The sequence below is a fragment of the Nocardia tengchongensis genome (assembly GCF_054781395.1).
Genome location: NZ_BAAGUM010000017.1, coordinates 199,428 through 222,008, shown reverse-complemented (window position 1 = coordinate 222,008; position 22,581 = coordinate 199,428). Strand labels below are relative to the sequence as shown.

Genomic DNA, 22,581 nt, shown 5'->3' with positions numbered 1-22,581 from the left:
TCGCCTACAATTGATCCACAGTCCCGAAGGAGGCTACGCATGACTATTGCGCGATGGCCGAACGTCGTCACCGGACCAGTGGGAAACCGGATGGCACAGTTTCTGGAGACCTACCCCAACGCCGACGATATCTATATAACCAGCGGAATGGACGGTGACCATGGAGCGGTTTCGCATCACTACGGTTTGACCTATGCCGAGTCACCGACCGCCGCATTGGATATCGGCGCGGGCGGAATGACACCGGAGGGCAATGTGAAGATGCGCGACTTCGCAAAATGGCTCTACGACAATTACGCCGATTTCACCGTCGAATTGATTCACTCCACACCGTTCGATGACGATGACGGCTTCTACGTCAAGAACCAGATCCGGAACCCGGGCGGCAGTGTCTACGGCGGTCCACAGACCATCGGACACTACGACCACATCCACTGGGCGACGTCCGCGGACCTGATGACCCGCATCGAACAGCGGGCCGGCGAATCCGCGCCCGACCGCGTCCACCCGTCGACCGCGGGAACGTCGACGCCGACCAGTGTTGCGAACACCTCCCCGGTCTGGGGATTCGATGCGTCCGACTACGACTGGGACCGCGGGCCCATGAATCTGCTCGCCGCTCAGCGCGACGGCATCTCGTTCTTCACCCATAAATCGACGGAAGGCAGCGATTGGCGGGCAGCGCACTTCCAGGAGGCGCTGGAAAGAGCACGCGGCGCCGAAATTCCGGTCCTCGGCGCGTATCACTTCCTGTGGCCCGACAATATCGAGCAGCAGGTGAATTTCTGGATGGACACCGTCGATCAGCAGGTCCCGTGGTGGAAAGACGTGCCGTGGATCTGGCAGATCGACGCCGAGGAATCCAATTCGATGCCGCGCCCGCCGAATCCTGACGAAATCTCCCTGGCGGTGGATCTGTTGTGCCAGCGAATGACGGAACAGAGCGCCTGCGGTTATGTGATCGCCTATGCGCCGAAGTGGCTCTACGGGGATACGCTCGACGGCAGTTACGACATCTGGAACAGCAATTACCAGGGTTCCGGAGCACCACGCGCCTTCAAGGAGCAATACCAGGGCGTGACCGATTTCCAGTCGGGCTGGAATCCCGTGTCGGGCCGCAAGCCGCGGATCTTGCAGTTCGCATCGGACGCGGTCATCGGCACGCAGAACACCTGCTGCGTCGACAAGTTCGATGGTGATCTGTACGAGCTCATTCGGCTGTGCGGGCGGGAACCCGCGCTCGTCAACGGCACGGTCTCGGCCACGGACATCGCTGCTGCGTAACGCGTCCCGGGTCGCGGGCGGCTGAGCCGGCGACAGCTGGGGGAAACCCCGGATGGCCATCGCCCGCGACTTTCGACAAACTAGGAGCTGTGAATCGTCTATCGCCCGAACGGGTAAGCGCCGATCGAGGGGGGCCGAGGTGACGGCGCTCGCCCGCGGCGAGAATCGGCCCGCGCCCGCCGACCGGATGACGGTCACCGTGACCTGTTCCGCCGCAGTGGATGTGTCCGCGCTGCTGCTCGGGGCGGACGGGCGGGTGCGGTCGGACGGTGACTTCATCTTCTTCAACCAACCGGTCGGCCCCGGCGTGGTGTATCGGCACGGCCGCGGGTCCGGCGACATGGTGGATGTCGCGACCGCCGCCCTGCCCGCCGACGTGGACAAGATCGCCATCACCGCCAGCCTCGACGGCAGCGGGCCCGCCACCTTCGCCGGGGCCGGCTCGCTGACCGCCACCATCGGATCCGACGCGGGCACACTGACATTCCCGATGAACGGCCTGACCAGCGAAGCCGCCGTGGTGTGCGTCGAGATCTACCGCCGCGGCGACGGCTGGAAGGTGCGCGCGGTCGGCCAGGGCTACGACGACGGACTGGCCGGGCTCGCCGCGGCTTTCGGCGTCAACATCGACGACGACCCCGAGCCGCCCGTCCAGACTCCGCCGCCTCCGGCGCGGGCGACGCCGCCGCAACCCACCGCACCGGCGCAGCCCTTCCCCATGCCGACCGCCCCACCGGCGCAGCCGTTTCCGCCGCAGCCGTCGCAGTACCTGCCGACGCTGCCCAACCCCGCGCCGCCGCAGCCCGCCATGCCCGCCCAGCCGCCGATGCCCGCGCAGCACATGCCGGCGCAACCCGGCTTTCCGGCGCCCACCATGCCCGCACAGGCCTTCCCGGCACCCGTGGCCCCGCAGTCTTTCCCGCCGCCGTATCCGCCCGCGGCCCCGCTACCGAATCACCCCGCATCACAAGGAGTTCCGCCCGTGCAGAGCGAGCTGTTCAATCCGCAACACGCCGAGGTCAGCGGTGCCGGCATTCAAAAGCAGGGCAGCAAGATGATTCGGGTCGCGGTCGACGGGGAGACCCTGGCCCGGGCCGGATCGATGGTGGCCTATCAGGGTGATCTGCGGTTCAAGGCGCTCGGGTCCGGTGGGATCGGGCGGGCCATCCAGCAGCGACTGACCGGCGAGGGCGTGCCGCTCATGCAGGTGACGGGCCGCGGGGATCTGTTCCTGGCCAATGCCGCCTCCGATGTGCACATCGTGGATCTGGACGGCACCGACGGGCTGACCATCAACGGCGCGAACGTACTGGCCTTCGATTCCTCGCTCTCCTACAACATCCAGCGGGTGCAGGGCGCGGCCGGTTACGCGAGCAACGCCGGCTTCTTCAACTGTGTGTTCACCGGTCGCGGCCGGATCGCCATCACCACGCACGGCCAGCCGGTGGTGCTGAACGTCGATCAGCCGACCTACGCGGATCCGCAGGCCGCGGTGGCGTGGTCGTCGAGTCTGCAGACCGGGATCAAGCGCAACGACTCCATGGGTTTCGCGCGTCTGATCGGCCGCAGTACCGGTGAGGGGCTGACGCTGTCGTTCTCCGGCCGCGGTTTCGTGATCGTGCAGCCCTCGGAGCTACCGCCGGGCGGATTCATCGGCGGCACCGGCGGCGGGCAGGAAGCCGGGCAGTCGGGCGGCCTGCTGGGCGGCTTGCTGGGGTAGCGTCGGGGCAGTCTCATTCCGATGGAGGGGTCTTGCGCGCACTCACCCGAGTACTGCTGATGCTGGTCACGCTCGTCTCGGCGCTGGTAGCGCTGCCTTCGCAGGCCATGGCGGCGCCCGCCGAGCCGGCGCTGGACGAGGCCACCTCGAGGCAGCTGGACGAGCTGCTCGCGCTGCGCAACTCGATCCCCGGCGACCGAACCGCGGCGATCGCGCAACTCTCCAGCCGCTTCCTCGGGACCCCCTACGGGGCGAACATGCTCATCGGCTCGGCCGCGCAGCCCGAGCAGCTGGTGGTCGACTTCCGCGCCGTCGACTGCTTCACCTATCTCGACTACGTGGACGCGCTGAGCCGCTCGGCCGACCGCGCGCAGTTCGTGCAGAACCTGGTCGCCACCCGCTACGCCGATTCCCGGGTCGAATTCACCAGCCGCAAGCACTTCTTCACCGATTGGGCGACGGTGAACCGCACCGCGGCCGCCGACATCACCCGCTCCCTCTCCCCCGGCGCGGTCACCGTCACCAAGCATCTCAACGCGAAAGCCGATGGCGGCAACTACCTTCCGGGTCTGCCGGTGGTCGATCGCGACATCACCTATGTGCCGGCCGCGGCCTTCGACAACGGCGTCATCGGGAATCTGCACACCGGTGACTTCCTGGGCGCGTACACCGACACGGCGGGCCTGGACGTCACCCACGTGGGCATCTTCGTCAGCACCCCGAACGGGCCGATGTTCCGCAACGCGTCCTCGCTGACCGCCGACGAGCAGGTGGTGGACACCCCGCTGACCCAGTACCTGACCACGGTCCCCGGCCTGGTGGTGCTGCGCCCCAACTGATCGACCCGGTATCGGCGAATCCGACGTGGCGGCCGCCCGAATGTGATTCGTTTGAGCAGGAAATCGACAGGACCGAACACCCGCGCTCCCGCTCGCGATCGGTCATGCTGAGCTGATGGGTTGGGCGTGATGGCTGACGCGGCAATGGATCCGGCCCGCGGGGCCCCGCGGTGAACGGGCGGCGGGGGCTGGAACTGCGCGGGCGGGTGGTGACCCGCGCGGGCGTACTGGAGGACGGCGTGATCACCGTCCAGGGTGAGCGGGTGGCCGCGGTCCGGCCCGCGACCGAATGGGCGACCACGCATCGGGAACTGCCGCCGGCGTACGCGGGCACCGTGGTGCCCGGCCTGGTGGACATCCACACCCACGGCGGCTTCGGGCACCGTTTCGACACCGAGGACGTGGCCGAAGCGCGCGACGCCGCGGCCTTCCACCATCGACGTGGTTCGACCAGCGTGCTCGCCAGCATCGTGACCGCCGCCCCGGACACCATGGTGGCGCAGGCGAGCATGCTGCGCGGTCTCGCCGACGACGGCGTGATCGCCGGAGTCCATGTCGAGGGCCCCTTCCTGTCCACGACCCGCTGCGGCGCACATGATCTCGGCTACCTGTCCGATCCCGACCCGGAGCTGATCGACCGCCTCCTGCAGGCCGCCGACGGACAGCTGCGGGTGATGACCCTCGCCCCCGAACGCGCCGGATTCGACACCGCCGCCAAGCAATTGGCCGACAGCGGTGTGGTGGTGGCTGTCGGGCACAGCGATTCGAGTTTCGACCGCTTCCGCTCCGCGCTGAGCCCGCAGGGCTGCGGCACCCTGGTCACCCATCTCGCCAACGGCATGCCGCCGCTGCACCATCGCGCGCCCGGACCGGTGGCGGCGGGACTGGTCGCGGCGGCCCAGCGGCAGGCTTTCGTGGAGGTGATCGGCGACGGGGTGCACGTCGACTCCGGTTTCGGCGCACTGGTTTTCGCCACCGCGCCCGACCGCGTGGTGCTGGTCACCGATGCCACCCAGGCGGCGGGCATGCCGGACGGGCAGTACCGGCTGGGCCCCTGCCCGGTGACCGTGACCGACGGTGTGGCCCGGGTGCCGGGCGGTTCGCTGGCGGGCGGCACCGCGACGCTGCTGCACTGCCTGCGCTGGGCGGTGCGCGAATGCCATGTCCCGCTCTACGACGCGGTCGCGGCCGTCACCTCGACGCCCGCGGACGCGGCGGGCCTGGACGAGGTCGGCGACCTGCGGCCCGGCATGTACGCCGACGCGGTGGTCCTCGACGACCAGCTGGGCCTGCGGCGGGTGCTGCGGCGCGGACGCTGGCTGGCGTGATCGGCAGCGCCGCACCCGGATCCGCGCCGCATCGAGCGGACCGTCCCGCCGTCACGCCCCGTCGACGAACTCCCGCAGGGTGATCGGCGGCCGGCCGGTGAACCGCTCGATGGATTCGGTGACCCGGAACAGTTCGTGCCCGGATCCGATGGCGGCGAACATGGTCCACAGGTGGGTCAGGTGTTCCACGGCCACCTCGTCGCGGTAGACCGTCATCGCCCACTCCGACCACTCGGCGGGATCGACGTTCCGGTAAGGGACGCCGAGTATTTCGGCGGCCTCGCCGACCGTCATGATCTCGCCGGCCAGCCACTGCACCGGATCCACCGGGCCCTCGGTGCGCAGCACCCCGGCCCCGACCCCGGCCACGTCCTCGCCCGCGATGAGCGGCAGCACGGTGTCGGGTGAGCCGAGCGGCAGCGCCAGTTCGCCCCGGTCCCCGATGGCGACGCGCAGGTTCTCGAAGAACACGGCGGCGCGCAGGTGGACCGCGCCGATCCCGGCGGTGTCGAGCACCTGCTCGGCGACCCAGTGCCGCCGCATGTGCGGGGTGCCGGCCTGCGGATCGGAGCCGAGCTGCGAGGTCGCGACCACCCGTTCGAGACCGGCCTGCCGGCCCACGGCGGCCAGAACCGCTGTGGCGTCGATCATTCCGGCGGTCACCGGGTATGTGAAGTACGCGCGGCGCACCCCGTGCAGCGCGGGCGTCACCGCCGTGATCTCCCGCAGGTCACCGGCCACCACCTCGGCGCCCAGGTCCTTCAGTTCGGCCGCGCGGCCGTCGTCGCGATGTACGAAGGCGCGCACCGGCAGGCCCGCGCGCAGCAGTGTCTCGGCGACCCGGCGGCCGGTGCCGCCCTGGCTGCCCCCGGCCGCGCCGGTGACGAGAATCGGTTCCATGGTCGTGCTCCTCACGCCTGTTCCGGCAACCGGAGTTCGAAGGCCCCGCGGGCGGCGAGGCTGTGCAGGAAGTCCACGGCGTCGAAAGCCTCGGCGGGGCTGGCGACTCCGCTCTTGGCCGTGCCCTCGGTGAGCCGCACCGCCGCTTCGACCGAGGCCAGCGCGGCGGTCGACCACAGATCCCGCCCGGTCAGCGTCCCGGACGCCGAACCGGTGGCGGCGAGCGCCTGGGCGGCGATCATGAATCGGCTGTCGGCGCGCGCGGCGGGCTCGACCTGTTCGCTGGCGAACGCCTGCTCCTCGGCGAAGGTGTGCGCGGTCAGCTGCGCCTCCACCGCGCGCGTGCGGGTGTGCCGGGGCACGGTGACCGCCTCGGGGAACGGCACCGGCGCGATCATGGGCCGCGGCCCGACCGGCGGCGGGAAGGCGAAGATGGCCTGCCGCGGTTCCACGAATCCGTATCGGGGCTGCCCGTCCTCGTAGCCGATGCGGTCGGTGTCGGCGAACAGCAGCCGTGCGGTCTCCACCGCGCCGTGGGTCATCATCCAGTTGGTGACGTGGTAGGCGACGGTGATCCGCTCGATGCCGGGAACCACACGCCCGACCGCACCGGCCAGCAGATCGCCCAGTCCCCCATAGAAACTCACGCTGGGCAGCATGGTGATTCCGGCTCGCTGGGCGGGTTCGGCGAAGTCGTCGAACAACCGCTTCACGTGGTGCACTTCCACCGCGTGATCGATGTAGTGGCAGCCGCCTTCGACGGCGGCGGTGGCCAGGGGTAGTCCGGTGGTGGCGAAGGGGCCCGCGCAGTGGATGATCACGTCGGCGGCCTCGGCCAGCGCCCGCAGGGCGGCGGGATCGTCCAGCGCCGCGGGCACGACCCGCGAGTATCCCAGGGCGGCGAGGGCATCCGGATCGCGGCCGGACACCACCACGTCCTTCCCCCGCGCGGTGAGATCGGCGGCGACGAGGCGGCCGGTGTGACCGGTGGCCCCGTAGATGGCGAAAACAGTCATGAGATATAGACCGCGCCGCCGGCGGAAATTCATCGCCGCGAGCCGAAAGATCGTGTACCGCGCGCTATTTCCGTAGCCGGACCGGCAGCCGTTTCAGAGCGCGGATCACCGGATTCGGATGCCAGCGCAGCTCGGACTCGTCCACGGCCAGCTCGAGGTCCGGAAACCGCTCCAGCAGGTGGGTGAAGGCCACCCGGGCCTCGAGCCGGGCCAGCGGCGCGCCGACGCAGTAGTGGACGCCGTGGCCGAAGCCCAGATGTGCGGGGTGCTCGGCGAGGGGGTCCAGGCGGTGCGGGTCGGCGAAGTGGCGGGGGTCCCGGTTCCCGGCGGCCAGGGCCACCAGGACCAGTTCGCCCGCGGGAATGTCGGTGCCGCCCACGGTGATCGGCTCGGCGGTGAAGCGCAGCGTGGCCATGTCCACGGGCCCGTCGAAGCGCAGGAATTCCTCGACGGCGGCCGGGATCAGCTCCGGCTCCGCGCGCAGCCGCTCCAGCCAGGGCCGGTCGCGCAGCAGCGCCAGCGTGCCGTTGCCGATCAGGTTCACCGTGGTCTCGTGCCCGGCGACCAGGAGCAGCAGCGCCATCCCGATCAGCTCGCCCTCGTCGAGCCCGGCTTCGGTGTCGGTGACCAGCGCCGACAGCAGGTCCGCGCCGGGCTCGGCCCGCTTGCGGCGCAGCATGTTCCGCAGGAACGCCACCATCTCGGCGTGCGCCCGCACCGGGTCGACGCCCGGTTCCAGGGTGCCGACCAGCGCCTTGGTCCATTCCCGGAAGGCGCCGCGGTCCTCGATGTCCACATCCAGCAGGTGGCAGATGATCGCGACCGGCAGCGGGGTCGCGAACGCCCGCAGCAGATCGACCTCGTCCCGATCGGCCATGACGTCGAGCAGTTCTCGCGAGGTCCGCTCGACGACCGGTTGCAGCGCCGCCACCCGTCGCGGCGTGAACGCCTGCGACACCGCCCTGCGCAGCCGGGTGTGGTCGGGCGGATCGGCGTTGAGCATGTGCCGCAGCCCGTCGTGGGTGCGCGGCCCCTCCCACGACCCGACATGTTTGCGCGCGATCACCGACTCCAGCAGGTCGATGTCCTTGCGCAGCCGCGGATCGGCCAGGGCGGCGCGGCCCTCCTCGTAGCCGATGATGAGCCAGCGGTCCACGCCGTCCCCGAACCGCACCCGCAGCACCGGTCCTTCGTCGCGCCAAAGCCGGTAGTACGCATGCGGATTGGCGAAGAAGTGATCGCCGAGCAGCTCGGTCACCCCTCCGACGGTACGGGAATTCAGCGGCGGGCGGCGGCCCGATCCCGCATGCGGTTGAGGGTCAGCCGCCACAGGGAGGTGGCCACGTCGAGCGGAACCCGGGGCTTGGCGGCACGTTTGGTCATCTCCAGGCGGGCCTTGCGCAGGATGGCGGACGGCGCCTTGTCCGGGTGTCCGGCGTCGAACGGCGGGTGCGGGTCGTATTCGATGTAGAGCTGCGTCATCTGCGCGACCTCTTCGCCCGCGATCTCGCCGACCAGCCACAGGCCGAGGTCGATGCCGGCGGAAACGCCTGCGGCGGTGACGATCTTGCCGCTGCGCACGATCCGGTCGTGCGGGCGCGACTCGGCCCCGAAGGTGGCGAGCGCGGGCTGGGCGGCCCAGTGGGTGGTGGCGGGATGCCCGCGCAGAATGTCGGCGGCGGCCAGGATCAGGGCGCCCGAGCAGACCGAGGTGGTCCACTGTGTGGTGGGGTGCACGGCGCGCAGCCACTCGATGAGTTCCCGGTTCGCCATCGCCTCGGTGGTCGCCGCCTCCGATCCGCCGACCAGCACCAGATCCGGCGACGGCGTCTCGGCGAAGGTGTGGGTCACGCCCAGCGCCAATACCCCGCTGTCGGAGACGACCGGCCCGACTTCGTTGGACACGAACCGCAATTCGCTGTCGGGGATCATCCGCAGCACCTCGTAGGGGCCGATCGCGTCCAGCACGGTCATGCCGGGATAGAGGACGATGGCGATCTGGAATGTCATGAGACACGCTCTCCTTCGGAATTCGTGAACCGGGCGCGGTACTCGCCCGGCGGGATGCCCAGGTGGCGGTGGAAGATTCGATACAGGGTCTCGGGACTGCCCAGTCCGACCGCGGCGGCGACCCGGTCCATGGGCTGGTCGGTGGTCTCCAGCAGCCGCCGGGCGGCAGCGATCCGGACCCGCTCCACGTAGCGGGCGGGCGTGGTGCCGGTCTCGCCGGTGAAGACGCGGGAGAAGTGCCGGGTGCTCATGCCGACCCGACCGGCCAGCGCGGGCAGCGACAGATCCGATTCCGGGTGCTCTTCCATCCAGACCTGAAGTTCCCGCAGTGGATCGCGTTTGGGCGGGTTGGCGGTGAGCGGTGCGCTGAACTGGCTCTGGCCGCCGGGGCGGTGCAGGTACACCACCATCCAGCGCGCCACCTCGCGGGCCAGGTCGGGTCCGTGGTCGGCGGCCACGATGGCCAGCGCCAGGTCGATGCCCGCGGTCACCCCGGCCGAGGTCCAGACCGGGCCGTCGCGCACGTAGATGCGGTCGGGTTCGGTGGTGAGGGCCGGGAACTGCTGAGCCAGCAGCTCGCCGCCCGCCCAGTGGGTGGTGACGCGGCGGCCGTCCAGCAGGCCGGCGCGGGCGAGCAGGAAGGTGCCCGAGCAGACCGAGCCGACCCGGTCGGCGACCGCGGCCACCCGGCGGATGCCGGACACCAGGTCGCTGTCGCCGGCCGCGGTCCAGAAGGTCAGGCCGCCCACCACCAGCAGCAGGTCCAGCGGTCCGGTCCAGGTGTCGAGCCCGTGCGCGGCGGTCACCTCGATACCGCACGAGGACCGCACCGGACCGGCCTGCGCCGCGGCCAGTTCGACCCGATAGCCGGGGACCGCCCCCAGCGCCGCGGCCCCGGCGAACACGTCGGCGGGTCCGGCCAGATCCGTCAACTGGAATCCGTCGAACACCACGATCAGCACCACCCGCATGCCTTCAGCCTGCGGGCCGCGGCCGACGGCGTCAACGACACGACTCTTGCAGATTCGGCCATGCCCGCGATGGCCCGCAGGTTGCCGCCGCTAGCCGCTTGATATGAATGCGGAGTGGCCCGACACCTTTTCCAGTGCCCGCTGCGGTGGTCCGACATGGACGCCGACGGGCACGTGCACAATGCCGCGCATTTGCGCTACCTCGAGGAATCCCGCATCGATCTGTTCTGGAAGCGGGGGTTCGGCGGCGCCAATGTGGTCGCGCAGATGGACATCGACTATCTGAAGCCGCTGCCCTATCGGATGGAGCCGGTGCGGATCGAGACCTGGGTGACCAAGATCGGCACCTCGTCGTTCGCGCTGCAGCAGGAGATCCGCGACGACGACGTGGTGTACTCGGCGGCCGTGTGCACGATGGTCGCCTTCGATCAGGCCACCCAGCGGTCGCGGCCACTGCCGGACGACCAGCGCCTGCTACTGAAGGATCTGGAAGCCTGATGCACACCTACGACATCCAATTGCGCCGCACCGATATGGACGCGCAGCAGCACCTCAACAATGTGGTGTTCGCCCAGTACCTCGACGAGGCGCGCGCGGATCTGCTCGACCGCTACGCATCCGACGGGGAACCGTGGCGGGTGGTGGTGGCCGGACAGCGGCTGAGCTACCACATGCCGCTGGTGTTCCGGGCCGCGCCGGTGACCGTCACCTCCGCGGTGGAGAAGCTCGGCACCACCTCGTTCACCCTGGCACACGAGGTCCGCGACGGCGAATATCGTTATCTCTCCGCGACTTCCACGCTGGTCGCCATCGCCGACGGCGCGCCACGCCCGCTGACACGCGGGGAGCGCGAATATCTGATGACCTTGGCGGTCCCCGGCGCATAGACTTACTTGTATCGCCTGGTCAGCGTTGCAAGGGGTTACATCATGGCCAAGATGACCGTCGTCGAGTTGCTCGACGTGTTCAAAGGTATGACGCTGCTGGAACTTTCGGAGTTCCTCAAGGCGTTCGAGGAAGAGTTCGGCGTCTCCGCCGCGCCACCGGTGGCCGTCCAAGTCGCGGCCGACACCGCTCCGGCCGACGCCGCCGACGAGCAGGACGAGTTCGATCTCGTGCTGGAATCCTTCGGGGACAAGAAGATTCAGGTCATCAAGGCCATGCGGGAGATCATCCCGGGGCTGGGCCTCAAGGAGGCCAAGGACCTGGTCGAGTCCGCGCCGAAGGCGGTGCTGGAGAAGGTCGACAAGGCCGCCGCCGAGACCGCGCGGATCAAACTCGAGGCCGCGGGAGCGCGCGCCGCGCTGCGCTGATCGCCGATCAGTCCTGCGCGCGGCGGCGGGCGGCCGCCTCCAGGTAGGCGCCGAGCTCCGAGCGCAGGACCTTGTCGAGCGCCTGGTCGAGGCTGTCCCGGACCGATCGGGTGCCGAGTTCGCGGAAATGGTTGATCATCTCGGCGGTTTCGGCGATCTCGGCATCGGACTCGGGGAGCCAGCCCACCCCGTGCCGGGCCACGATGTGGTCCTTGGCCGCCACCACCATCAGGCGGGCGATGGACTCGAGGCGGTCGGCCATCGCGGCCTGCAGGTCGATGAGCTCCGGCAGGCCGAACCCGTAGGCGCTGAGATCGGCGAAGATGCCCAGCAGTTCGGGCCGGGTGAGCTCGACCATGTCGTCGTGCAGGCGGACCATGCCGAGCTCTTCGAGCCGGGCCAGCTGGTCGCCGTCGACCTGGTGCTCGTCGGTGTCGCCGAAGAAGGTGTCCACGAGTTCGCGGGGAATCTCCACCGGCGCTTCGGATTTGCCCCAGGTGTCGGTGACCGCGCGCTGCAGGCCGAGGATCTCGGTGAGGTCCTTGCCGGTCTCCCAGCTGGTGATGAAGTCGGCGATGTGGGCGATGGTGAAGCCGCGCTGCAGCAGCTCGTCGATGATTCGCAGCCGGGCCAGGTGGGTGTCGTCGTAGAGCAGCGCGCGCCCGCTGCGCCGGGTGGGCGTGGGCAGCAGGCCCTTCTCCTGGTAGGCACGCACATTGCGGGTCGTGGTGCCGGCGGCCTGGGCGAGATCGTCGATGCGGTAGTCCGCCATCCGTACTGTTCCCGTCCCTTCCGCCGGCGACCCCCGTCTGCGCCAGAACACTAGCGCAGCTGCTCGGAACCCTAGCGCAGGTGGAAATCCGCCAGGTCGACCCTGGCCAGCTGCCGGGCGTACTGACTGCCGAAGCCGGGGTACATGGTGGCGTTGAACCCGTCCTCGGTGAGATACCAGCTGCTGCACCCGGAGTTCCAGGTGGTGGCGGTCAGCCGGCGCTGCAGGCCGCGGTTGTAGCGGTCCTGCCGATCCTGCCGGGCCTCGAGCGTACGCAGCCCGCGCTCCAGCACGATCTTGATGGCGTCGGTCAGGTAGTCGATCTGCGCCTCCATGTAGACCAGCGCGGAATTGTGTCCCGGCCCCGAGTTCGGCCCGAAGGTGAGGAACAGGTTGGGGTATCCGGCCACCGTCACGCTCTTGAACGCGTAAGCGCCGCCGCGCCATTCATCGCCCAGCACCCGGCCGCCGCGCCCGGTCACCGGAATCGGCGAGCCCTGCTTGGACACCTCGAAGCCGGTGGCGAACACGATGCAGTCGGCACGGTGCTCGATGCCCTCGGCGGTGCGGATGCCGTGCGGGGAGAGCTCGGCGATCGGCCAGGTGATCAGCTTGCAGTTGTCGGCCTGCAGGGCCGGGTAGTACTCGCTGCTCATCAGCAGCCGCTTGCAGCCCGCCCGGAAGTCCGGGGTGAGCTGGCGGCGCAGCCACGGATCGCGCACCTGCGAGCGCAGGTGCATGAGCGCGACCGATTCCACCACCCGGGTCAGCGGCGTATTCCACACCACGCCCAGCGCCACCGACTCGTGCCCCCAGAACCAGGCCTCTCGCGCCAGCGACTGGGTGACCGGCAGCTGCCGGTACACCTGCTTGGTGAGGCCGTTGGTGCGCCGGTTCACCCGGGGCAGCACCCACCCGGGCGTGCGCTGGAAGACCTTCACCGCGGCGGCCTTCTTCACCAGTTCCGGGATGATCTGCACGGCGCTGGCCCCGGTGCCGACCACGGCCACCTTCTTGCCGGTGAAGTCGTAGTCGTGATCCCAGCGGGCGCTGTGGATCTTGTGGCCCTCGTACGAGTCGATGCCCGCGATGTCCGGGAATCCGGCGTTGGACAGCGGCCCCGAGGCGAGAATCACGGTGCGCGCCCGTACTTTTCGCCGTCCGCCGGTGAACGACAGCGTCCACAGCCCGGCCTCCTCGTCGAACACGATCCCGGTGACGGTGTGGCCGAAGCGCAGGTGCGGCGCGATGCCGAACTCCGTCACCATGGAATCGATGTAGCCGAGGATCTCCGCGCTGCCGGAGTAGGTGGCCGACCAGTCCGGATTCGGCGCGAAGCTGTAGGAGTACAGCCGCGACGGGATGTCGCAGGCCGCGCCGGGATAGGTGTTGTCGCGCCAGGTGCCGCCGACCCGGTCGCCGCGTTCGAAGATCGCGAAGTCGCCGATCCCCTTCTGCCGCAGCCGGATGGCCGCGCCGATGCCCGCGAATCCGGCGCCGATGATCGCCACGTCCAGTGGCTTGCTCACGGCGCTCATGCGACCGGCTCGTAGGTGAGTTCCTTGGACCAGGTCGGCTGGGTGGGCAGCAGCCGGTCCGGGATGGCCCCGGTCACCTTGACCATGGCGTCCGCGAACAGGTGGTACGGGTTGTCGCGGTTGACGACCCAGTCCGAGTGCATCTTGACGATGCGGTACATGGGCAGCCGGTTCACGATCGGGGCGCGCTCACCGACCTGCTTGAACCGGGCCATGGCGGCGTAGAGCTTCTCCTCGCCGACCCCCATGTCGACGATGTTGTCGCGCATCTTGTTCAGCAGCGGGATGTAGCTGAGCAATCCGATGAACAGCGACGGCTTGATCCAGCCGCCCACCAGGTCGATGGCCAGCTTGCGCGCGCCGGCGTGCCCGAGCAGCTCCATGACCGCGTAATCGGTGGCCAGGTGCCGGGATTCGTCGTTGTTGATCTTCTTGAAGACCTCCTGCGCGACCGGGTCGGCGATCTCGTCGGTGACGAATTTGATCAGCGCGCCGTCGAGGGCCACCTCGAGCATGGGGATGACGGTGCCCAGGAACGACAGCGACATGCCGTCGGAGTACTTGTCGAGGAAGTCGATGACCAGCTTGACGTTGATGTTCGGCTCGGGGATCTCGTCACCGTCGAGCATGCCCCACCGGCGCATCAGGGCCAGTTCGGCATTGGCGTGCCGCTGTTCCTCGGCGTGGAAGTAACGGTAGATCTCGGCCAGCGCCGGGGTCGGGGCCTTCTTGGCCATGGCCGCGAAGCCGCGCGCGCCGACGTTCTCGATCCACATCAGATCGGCCATGAACGGCTTGAGCTTGGCGTGCAGGGCGCGGTCGATGAGCTCGGCTCCCGGTGCGTCCCACTCGATATCGGCCAGCGCCCACTGCTTGGACTTGATCTTGGCCAGCATGTTGTCGAAGTCGAAGGTGGTGGTTTTCGCAGACATGTCAGACTCCCGTCTTCTGGAGGTTCGGGCCGGCGGCCGCCGAATCCTGCTGGGGAAGCACCCGATTCAGGACGCCGAGGGCTTGGGTGTAGAGGGCCGGGAAGTGCCGCTTGAGATGCCAGACCACGCGGGCGTCCAGCTGCGGCAGCACGTAGAGCACGCCCCGGTCGTGCGCGTCGAGCGTGGTGCGGGCGACGGCCTCGGGCGAGAACCCGGTCCAGCGCATGAGCCCGTCCGCCAATCGGGAGGAGCCGGAGGTGATCCGGCCGTCGGCGACCACATTGGTGCGCACGAAGGTCGGGCACAGCGCGGTGACGGCCACCCCGCTGCCCGCCAGCTCGGCGGCCATGGTCTCCGACAGCGACACCACCGCCGCCTTGGACACGTTGTAGGCGGCCATGCCGGGCGCGGCGGCGAATCCGGCGGCCGAGGCCACATTGATGATGCCGCCGCGTCCGGCCGCCCGTAGCTGCGGGGCGAAGATCTCGCAGCCGTGCACCACGCCCCAGAGGTTGATCCCGAGCGCCCATTCCCAGTCGCCGAAGCCGATGTCCCCCACGGGCTTTCCACCGATGCCGACACCGGCGTTGTTGATCACCAGGGTGGGTGCGCCGCCGAACAGCAGTTCCGCGTGCAGGGCCAGGCTCTCCACGTCCGCGCGCCGGGAGACGTCGCAGAAGACGGCGTGCGCGGTGCGCCCGTGGGTGCGCTCGATCAGTCGCACGGTCTCGTCGGCGCGGTCCTTGTCGATGTCGGCGCACACCACCTCACCACCGCGCGCGGCGAGCTCGAGCGCGAAGGCGCGGCCGATGCCGCTGCCCGCGCCGGTCACCACGGCCTTGGCACGAAGGGAGCGGCGCTTGCCGCCGAGTGCGAACATCAGGTCGTCGATCGGCCACATGTCAGCCCACCCGCTTTCGTCGAGTCGAATCCGATTGCGCCAGCGCCGAGGTCACGAACCCGGCGGCGCGCCGCAGCGCGGGACCGGCCTCGGGAACCAGCAGCGGCAGCGCTTGGAAGACGTGAATCCGTCCGGGCCACAGCTCCAGCTCGCACGCCACGCCCGCGGCCGCGGCCATGTCGCGCAGGTGGCGGGCGTCGTCGGCGAGCATCTCCCCCGCGCTGGCCTGCACGAACAGCGGCGGCAGCGCGGTCCCGGCGGGAATGGTCAGCCGCAGTCGCGGCGAGTCCGCGGGTTCCGCCGCGGTGTAGAGCTCGATGAGCCGCCGTCCGGTCCGCGCCGGAGCCATGGGATCGGGCAGCACCCGGTCGCGGCGCTCGGCGAGGGTGAGGGTCGGATCCACCAGCGGCGAGAACAGGAACGCGCCCGCGGGCTGCTCGGTGCCGTCGATGGCGTTCTGCAACAGCAGGTCCAGGGTCAGGTGGCAGCCGGCGGAGTCGCCGCCGATCACCAGATCGCTTGCCCGATAACCGTGTTCGAGCAGCCACCGGTAGCCGGCGGCGGCATCGTCGGCGGCCGCGGGGAAGGGATGTTCGGGCGCGAGCCGGTAGTCCACGACGAACACCGGCAGCCCGGTCGCCTTGGACAGCCGCGCGGCCAGTCCCCGATGCGTTTTCGCCGAGCACACCACGTAGCCGCTGCCGTGCAGGTAGTAGATGGCGCGATCGCCGTGCCGGACGCCGGCGGCCCGGACCCATTCGCCGCGCACGCCGCCGGAGCGAACCGGCGTGACCGAGGTCCCCGCCGGGGTGGGCCCGCCCGCGGCCATGATCGCGGCGATGAGCGCGCGCCCGGCCTCGATTCCGATTCGATTGTTCGGCAACAACCCATTGACCTGGCGTATCCCCACCACCGACGCCGCGGCCGCGAGTCGCGTCCGCGTCGCCGCCCGGGTGGGGACCGCCGCCGGCGGGAAGGTCGCCGTTGACCTTGTCCTCATGTGGACAGCATCGCCATTCAATGTGCCAGTTGTCAATGGCACATTCATAACGCCCTAGTCACTTGTATTGCACACGCAGTTATGCACCGCGAAGTGAGTTCCCGCCCGGGACCAGCGGACGCTGACCCCGGCCGAAGCCTTCGCGCAATGGCGGGTGCAGACCCCCGGTGAGCTGTACACACGGCTCCACTGGATCGCCGAATAGCGGCCGAGGTCACGCGGGCGGCAGGAAGCCCGTCCGCACGTGGTAGTCGAGATAGCGGGACAGGATCGCGCGATCGACACCGGCGCAGGCCGAGTGCGGATCTCGCCCGGCCGTTCCGATGACCTCGGCCGAATAGTTGATGCTCAGCGCCGCCGCACGGACGAGCAGAGGGTCGGCATCGGGTCGTTCGGCGGCGGTGAGCAGAGCGGCCGCGAAGTCCGCCGGAGCGACCGGGGCGAGACGGTAACCGCGGGAGAGGATCTCGTCCCGGACCGCCGCGAGGGACACCGTACGGCTCGGGAGCAGCACGACCGGCGTGGCGTCACCGGATTCGGCCGGGCGGTGCCACGCCGCGCCCGACACCACCGCGGCGGCCACCTGATCGACGGGCAGCATCGCGACCTCGCCGTCCGGCAACTCCGGGGCGAGGCCCAGCACCAGCATGGCGCGCAGCATCGTCCACCAGGCGTCGTCGGAACCGGCCGCGCCGGTGTGGGAGTCGCCGGTGATGAGCCCGGGGCGATGGATGCGGACCGGCAGTCCGCGGGCGGCGGCGGTTCGGACCAGTTGTTCACCAACCCATTTCGTCCGGACGTAGCCGGGCAGGCCGTCCGGGAGCGGGCCGTCGGGGACCGAGGCCGTGGAGATGTACCGGACCGGTGTGCGGTGGTGTGTCGTGGCCAGGCGCAGGATCTCGGCGGTGCCGCCGACATTGGCCGCGCGCATGCGGGCATACGGTTCGAGGTGATTGACGTGCGCGGCATTGTGATAGATGGCGTCGAGGCGTTCGGCCAAGGCGGTGAAGTCAGCGGCGCTCAGGCCTAGTCGGGGCCGGGCGAGGTCACCCGGTACGGCGACTATTCGGTGCTGATACGCACACAGGTCGATGCCGTAGCGGTCCGCGTTCGCGTGGATGCGGTCCCGGGCGGCGGCCGCGTCGGCGGCCCGGGTCAGGCAGTACACGCCGGCGTCGGTGCGTTCGAGCAGCTCACGCAGGAGGAAGCCGCCGAGGAAACCCGTTGCGCCGGTGAGCAGTACCGCCGCGAGCGGGCCGGGTCTTCGTGGCGGGAGATCGCGGGCGGTGATCTCCGGGTCCAGCACCGCATCGGCCGCCCAGTCCGGCTCAGCCGTGTTCGCGACCGTTTCCGCCCGGAGCGCGGCGGCCAGTTCGCGCACCCGTGGATGTGCGAACAGCAGCGCCAAGGGCACCGGAAGGCCGAGGCTGTGGGCCAGGGCGGCGCGAACCCTGATGGCGGACAGCGAGTTTCCGCCCACGGCGAAGAAGTCGTCCTCACGACCGACCTTCTCGACACCGAGTTCGACGCTGAAGACATCCGCGACCGCCTGCTCGTCCGCGGTCTCCGGCGCGGCGTAGACCCGGCACACCGGCTCCGGATCGGGCAGCGCGGCCCGGTCCAGCTTGCCCGTCGCACCGAGCGGAAAGGTCTCGAGCAGGACCAGGTCGGCGGGAATCATGTATCCGGGCAACCGCTTTCGCGCCACGGCGAGGATGTCGTCCGGTTCCGGGGTGGCCCCGGCGACGGTGCGCAGATAGCCGACCAGCCGCTCCCGGCGGATCGCCACCACGGCTTCCACGACGTCCGGGTGGGCGCGCAGCGCGGACTCCACCTCTCCCGGTTCCAGCCGCTGCCCCCGCAACTTGAGCTGGAAGTCGGTGCGGCCCAGGTATTCCAGACCACCGTCGCGGGTGCGGCGGACCAGGTCACCGGTGCGGTACATGCGTTCACCCGCGGGCCCGAAGGGGTCGGCGGGAAAGCGTTCGGCGGTGGCGCCCGCGCGGCCCAGGTAGCCGCGGGCGAGCTGGGCTCCCGCGACGTAGAGCTCCCCGGGCGTGCCCGGCGGCACCGGATGCAGGCGGGCATCGAGCACATAGGCGCGGGAATTCCAGTGCGGCGCACCGATGGACACCGGACCGCCGTCGTGGCGGGTGACCTCGGCGCCGGTGATGGAGATCGTCGCCTCGGTGGGTCCGTACAGGTTGTGCAGCCGCGCGGAGCTGGTCGCGGTGAATCGCGCGATCAGCTCGGCGGGCAGCGCCTCGCCGCCCACCCACACCACCCGCAGGCCGGACAGGGCCGCGCCGGGCGCGTGCTCGAGCAGCGCGCGCAGGAGGGACGGAACGGCCAGGAAGGCCGATACCCGGTGGCGGGTCAGGAGATCGGCGAGGTGGTCGGGATCGGTGCGCCGGTCTCGCGACGGGACGACCACCTGTCCGCCCACGGCGAGCGGGGCCGTGTAGGCGATCAGTGAGGCGTCGAAACCGCTGGGCACCAGTTGCAGGTAGGTATCGGCTTCGGCCAGTTGATATTCGACGGCGAGGAAGGCGATGTGGTTGGCGATGGCCGCGTGTGGGATGCCGACGCCTTTCGGGCGTCCGGTGGATCCAGAGGTGAAGATCAGGTACGCGAGATCCTGCTCGTGCAGCGGGCGCAGGCGGTCGGCGTCGGTGATCGGCGCGGGCGAGAAGTCGTCCAGTTCCGGGGAGTTCACGAGATCCGCGGTCACGACACACACCGGTGCGGCCGTGGCGAGCAGGTCGGCGGTGCGGTCGGGAGGTTGATCGGGATCGAGCGGCAGGTACACGCCGCCCGCTTGCACGATGGCGTAGAGGCTGACCACGAGGTCGGGCCCGGGATGCAGGGCCGCGCCTACGATCGCGCCGGGACCCACTCCCATCCGGATCAGCCTGCGTGCCAGCCGGTTCGAGCGGTCGAAGAGTTCTCCGTAGGTCAGCGTGACGCCGCCTCCGGTCACGGCCGTCGCGTCCGGCCTGCGCAGCGCCCATTCACCGAAGGCGTCGAACAGGAACCGCCGCGGCACGACGTGAGACGGGCCTGCCACCGGGAAGGCCGCGAGTTCGTCGAGCTCGGTGCACGGCAGGTCCCCGACCGCGCGTCCCGGATCGGCGGCCATCGCGGCCAACACGGCCGTCATCCGCCGACCGAGCCGGACGATCGTGCTGTCGTCGAAGAGGTCGGTGGCGTATCGCCACGAACAGTGCAGTCCCGCAGCGTCTTCGGCACCCTGCTGCGGTACCACCGTCAGCTGGAGATCGAGCGGCGAGACCGTCTCGCCGAGGTCGATTCCGGTGACCGTCAGATCGGGCAGGCGTAGCACCTGGTCACCGAAATTGTGGAAGGACAAGGCCACCTGGAACACCGGGTGATGGGCCTGGGTGCGGGGCGGATCGAGTTCGGCCACCAGTCGCTCGAAGGGCAGTTCGGCGTGGGCGAAGGCGGCCAGGTCGGTGTCGCGGACCCGGTCGAGCAGGTCGGTCACGCTGTCGGCGGGATCGACGCGGGTGCGTAACACCAGGGTATTGACGAACATGCCGACGACTTCGTCGAGTTCGGGCGCACCGCGACCCGCCACGGGCGCGCCCACGGCCACATCGCCGACTCCGGCCAGTCGCGCCAGGACGACGGCGAGTGCCGCGTGCACGAGCATGAACAAGGAGACACCATGGGCCCGGGCCAGGTCCTCGAGCGCCCGATGCAGAGCTGCGTCCACCCGAAAGTGTTGCGCTGCACCGCGATGGGTGGCTACCGGCGGGCGCGGGCGATCGGTGGGCAGATCCAGCAGCGGCGGCAGTCCGGTCAGCACCGCGCGCCAGTACCCGAGTTGATCGGCGAGCAACGAGCCCGGGTCGTCCGCCGCGCCGAGTGATTCCCGTTGCCAGACAACATAGTCCGCGTATCGCGCGGGCAGCGGCGGCCAGTCCGGTGCTACGCCGCGCACCCGGGCCGCATAGGCGGTCATCAGGTCGCGGGTGAGGGGAGCCATCGAGAAGCCGTCCGCGGCCAGGTGATGGATCACGACCCCGAGCACGAAGTCGCGATCCGCGATCCGGAACAGCCGCAGCCGCAACGGAACCTCCGCGGTGACATCGAATCCCCGGCTCGCCATGGCGATCAGAGCCGACCGCGCCTCGGCCTCGGCCAGGTCGACCGGCGCCGGGTCGAAGGGGACCTCGGCCGCCGACCGAATGTCCTGGCAGCCGTTCCCGTCAGCCTCGGGGTAGACGGTCCGCAGGGTCTCGTGCCGTTCGAGCAGGTCCCGCAGCGCGAGCGCCAGCGCGGCCAGGTCGAGTGCGCCGGTGAGCCGCAGCCCGAACGGAATGTTGTAGGCCGCCGACTCCGGGTCCAGCCGGGCCAGGAACCACATGCGTTGCTGCGCAAGGGACAACGGCGCGCGCATCGAACGCGATGCCCGCGCGCTCAACGGCGGCCGGTCGCCGACCTCGAGGCGGTCGACGGCGGCCGCGAGCGCGGCGACCGTCGAATGCTCGAACACCAGCAGCCCGGGAACCCGCACCGCGCGCCCCACACCGATCCGTCCCGCCAATCGGGTAGCGAGCAGGGAGTTTCCGCCGAGTTCGAAAAAGTCGTCCGCAGCGCCGACCTGCCCCACGCCCAGCAGCTCCGAGAAGGCGGCGGCCACCACGCGCTCGGTGGCAGTCGAAATCCGGCGCCGCGGCCGCGCGGTGTCGATCGCATCCACTTCGACCCGAACCCCACGGGTCTGCTCCCGAGAGTCATTGCGCCCCAGGTATTGCAGGGTCGGCGCGTCGCCCGGCCCGAGCACCCATCGCACCGTGTCGCCGGTGCGATAGACGCGCTCCCCCGTGCCGTTCGGGTGCGGGACGAAACGCGCGGCGGTGAGCCCCGGCTGCCGGTGGTAGCCACGCGCGAGCCCCGGCCCGGCCAGGTAGAGCTCACCGGCCACGGCGCTGGGCACCGGCCGCAGCCGGGTATCGAGGACCAGGGCGCTCACGCCGGGGACGGGTCCGCCGATGGTGACGGTGTCGGCGGTGGTCAGCGCAGCGCTGATGGTCGCGGCGGCCGTGGTTTCGGTGGGTCCGTAGAGCGTGAAGAAGGCGCGGCCGGGAGACCACCGTGCGACCAGATCAGGTGGGCATTCCGCGCCGCCCGCGACCACCACCGCGAGGTCGGGCAAATTCGAGGCATCGACGGCGGCGAGGACGGCCGGGGCGAGGAAGGCGTGGGTCACCCGCTCGGTGCGCAGCAGCTCCGCGAGTTCGCCACCGCCATGGCAGTCGGCGGGCGCGAGGACCATGGTGGCCGCGGAGCCGACGGCCAGCAGCAGTTCGAGCACAGTCGCGTCGCAGCTCGCGGCGGCGAAGTGCAGGGTGCGGGCAGCAGGGGTGATACGGAAGCGGCGAGCGAATTCACCGCAGCGCCCGGCCAAGCCGGTGTGGGTGACAGCCACACCCGTCGGGGGTCCGGTCGAACCCGAGGTGTAGACGACGTACGCGACGTCGTCGCCGTACAGCCGGCGGGTGCGTTCGGTGAAATGCAGGGGTTCGGCCGAGGCGTCCGCCACGGCCTCGAGCCAGTCCGGGGCATCGAGTTCGAGCCACTCGAGGGCATCGCCCAGCTGGGAACGGGCCGCGGTGAGCGTGAGCCCGCAAGCCGCACCCGCGTCGGCGAGCAGGTGCGCCAGCCGTTCCGGCGGCGACGCCGGGTCGACGGGTACCAAGGCCGCGCCCGATTTCGCGATCGCCCAGAGGGCCACGACGGCCTCGGCCGAGCGTGGTAGGGCGAGTACGACGCGGTCACCGGGACCCAGCCCCCGGGCGATGAGCAGCCGGGCCAGCCGGGTGGAGTCGGCGTCGAGCTCGGCATAGCTCATCGACCATCCGCCCGCACGCAGAGCGATACCGTCCGGCCTGCTTTCGACCGCGGCGGCCAGCAGGCGCGGCAGCGTGCAGATCCCTCGCCGGCCGCCCGGCGCCCGCGCCCGGCGTACCGCGGGAAGATCGACGGTCACCGGTTCCTACCTTCAAACTCGACTCGCATACCCACCCGAGC

18 protein-coding genes are annotated in these 22,581 nt (G+C 70.1%); 7 read left to right on the top strand and 11 right to left on the bottom strand.

The window, feature by feature from the left end; all coding sequences use genetic code 11:
* The first annotated feature begins 39 nt into the window (after nt 1-39).
* From ACYVKL_RS32045 to ACYVKL_RS32030, 4 genes are all read left to right on the top strand, one after another.
* Nucleotides 40-1,284, top strand: coding sequence for a GH25 family lysozyme (locus ACYVKL_RS32045; protein WP_379167600.1), 1,245 nt, complete (start codon nt 40-42; stop codon nt 1,282-1,284).
* Between the two features lie 187 nt (nt 1,285-1,471).
* Nucleotides 1,472-3,004, top strand: coding sequence for an AIM24 family protein (locus ACYVKL_RS32040; RefSeq protein WP_379167945.1), 1,533 nt, complete (start codon nt 1,472-1,474; stop codon nt 3,002-3,004).
* 32 nt (nt 3,005-3,036) lie between these two features.
* A complete protein-coding gene (locus ACYVKL_RS32035; protein WP_379167602.1) occupies nt 3,037-3,843 on the top strand; it encodes a DUF1460 domain-containing protein in 807 nt (268 codons plus the stop codon).
* A gap of 170 nt (nt 3,844-4,013) precedes the next feature.
* Nucleotides 4,014-5,171: an N-acetylglucosamine-6-phosphate deacetylase gene (locus ACYVKL_RS32030; protein WP_379167604.1), complete on the top strand. Its 1,158-nt coding sequence runs from the start codon at nt 4,014-4,016 to the stop codon at nt 5,169-5,171.
* 51 nt (nt 5,172-5,222) lie between these two features.
* Here the strand turns inward: ACYVKL_RS32030 and ACYVKL_RS32025 are convergent, their stop codons facing one another.
* The 5 genes from ACYVKL_RS32025 to ACYVKL_RS32005 all read right to left on the bottom strand — a co-directional run bounded on the left by ACYVKL_RS32025 (nt 5,223) and on the right by ACYVKL_RS32005 (nt 10,068).
* Nucleotides 5,223-6,071 (bottom strand): NAD(P)H-binding protein, encoded by an 849-nt coding sequence (locus ACYVKL_RS32025; RefSeq protein ID WP_379167607.1) that lies wholly within the window; start codon nt 6,069-6,071, stop codon nt 5,223-5,225.
* An 11-nt stretch (nt 6,072-6,082) separates the two neighbouring features.
* Complete coding sequence (locus ACYVKL_RS32020; RefSeq protein ID WP_379167609.1) at nt 6,083-7,087, bottom strand: saccharopine dehydrogenase NADP-binding domain-containing protein; 1,005 nt, start codon at nt 7,085-7,087, stop codon at nt 6,083-6,085.
* A 64-nt stretch (nt 7,088-7,151) separates the two neighbouring features.
* The gene (locus ACYVKL_RS32015; RefSeq protein ID WP_379167611.1) at nt 7,152-8,345 is read right to left on the bottom strand and encodes a cytochrome P450 family protein; all 1,194 of its coding nucleotides are present in this window, start codon (nt 8,343-8,345) and stop codon (nt 7,152-7,154) included.
* A gap of 20 nt (nt 8,346-8,365) precedes the next feature.
* On the bottom strand, nt 8,366-9,097 hold the full coding sequence (locus ACYVKL_RS32010) for a DJ-1/PfpI family protein (RefSeq protein WP_379167613.1): 732 nt from the start codon (nt 9,095-9,097) through the stop codon (nt 8,366-8,368).
* Nucleotides 9,094-10,068: a GlxA family transcriptional regulator gene (locus ACYVKL_RS32005; protein ID WP_379167615.1), complete on the bottom strand. Its 975-nt coding sequence runs from the start codon at nt 10,066-10,068 to the stop codon at nt 9,094-9,096. Before ACYVKL_RS32005 ends, ACYVKL_RS32010 begins: the two co-directional genes overlap by 4 nt.
* A gap of 114 nt (nt 10,069-10,182) precedes the next feature.
* Here ACYVKL_RS32005 and ACYVKL_RS32000 point away from each other — a divergent pair, with 114 nt between their 5' ends.
* The 3 genes from ACYVKL_RS32000 to rplL are packed head-to-tail and all read left to right on the top strand — an operon-like array spanning nt 10,183 to nt 11,381.
* Nucleotides 10,183-10,566: an acyl-CoA thioesterase gene (locus ACYVKL_RS32000; protein WP_213557588.1), complete on the top strand. Its 384-nt coding sequence runs from the start codon at nt 10,183-10,185 to the stop codon at nt 10,564-10,566.
* The gene (locus ACYVKL_RS31995; protein WP_379167617.1) at nt 10,566-10,955 is read left to right on the top strand and encodes an acyl-CoA thioesterase; all 390 of its coding nucleotides are present in this window, start codon (nt 10,566-10,568) and stop codon (nt 10,953-10,955) included. Before ACYVKL_RS32000 ends, ACYVKL_RS31995 begins: the two co-directional genes overlap by 1 nt.
* 42 nt (nt 10,956-10,997) lie before the next feature.
* Nucleotides 10,998-11,381 carry a 50S ribosomal protein L7/L12 gene (gene rplL / locus ACYVKL_RS31990; RefSeq protein ID WP_213557590.1) on the top strand — a complete coding sequence of 128 codons (384 nt, stop codon included), beginning with the start codon at nt 10,998-11,000 and terminating at the stop codon, nt 11,379-11,381.
* Nucleotides 11,382-11,388: 7 nt separating this feature from the next.
* On the opposite strand, the gene ACYVKL_RS31985 is transcribed toward rplL, so the two are convergent.
* The 6 genes from ACYVKL_RS31985 to ACYVKL_RS31960 form a co-directional block, all read right to left on the bottom strand.
* Nucleotides 11,389-12,153 (bottom strand): MerR family transcriptional regulator, encoded by a 765-nt coding sequence (locus tag ACYVKL_RS31985; protein ID WP_379167619.1) that lies wholly within the window; start codon nt 12,151-12,153, stop codon nt 11,389-11,391.
* A gap of 71 nt (nt 12,154-12,224) precedes the next feature.
* The gene (locus tag ACYVKL_RS31980; RefSeq protein WP_379167621.1) at nt 12,225-13,691 is read right to left on the bottom strand and encodes a flavin-containing monooxygenase; all 1,467 of its coding nucleotides are present in this window, start codon (nt 13,689-13,691) and stop codon (nt 12,225-12,227) included.
* Complete coding sequence (locus ACYVKL_RS31975) at nt 13,688-14,623, bottom strand: ferritin-like domain-containing protein (protein ID WP_379167624.1); 936 nt, start codon at nt 14,621-14,623, stop codon at nt 13,688-13,690. The genes ACYVKL_RS31980 and ACYVKL_RS31975 overlap by 4 nt, the downstream gene beginning before the upstream one ends.
* A gap of 1 nt (nt 14,624) precedes the next feature.
* Nucleotides 14,625-15,524: an SDR family NAD(P)-dependent oxidoreductase gene (locus tag ACYVKL_RS31970; protein WP_379167626.1), complete on the bottom strand. Its 900-nt coding sequence runs from the start codon at nt 15,522-15,524 to the stop codon at nt 14,625-14,627.
* A gap of 1 nt (nt 15,525) precedes the next feature.
* Nucleotides 15,526-16,524, bottom strand: a complete 999-nt coding sequence (locus ACYVKL_RS31965) for an alpha/beta hydrolase (protein ID WP_379167627.1) — start codon at nt 16,522-16,524, stop codon at nt 15,526-15,528.
* A 214-nt stretch (nt 16,525-16,738) separates the two neighbouring features.
* Entirely contained in the window at nt 16,739-22,540 is a 5,802-nt protein-coding gene (locus ACYVKL_RS31960; RefSeq protein ID WP_379167629.1) for a non-ribosomal peptide synthetase, read from the bottom strand.
* Nucleotides 22,541-22,581: the final 41 nt, after the last annotated feature.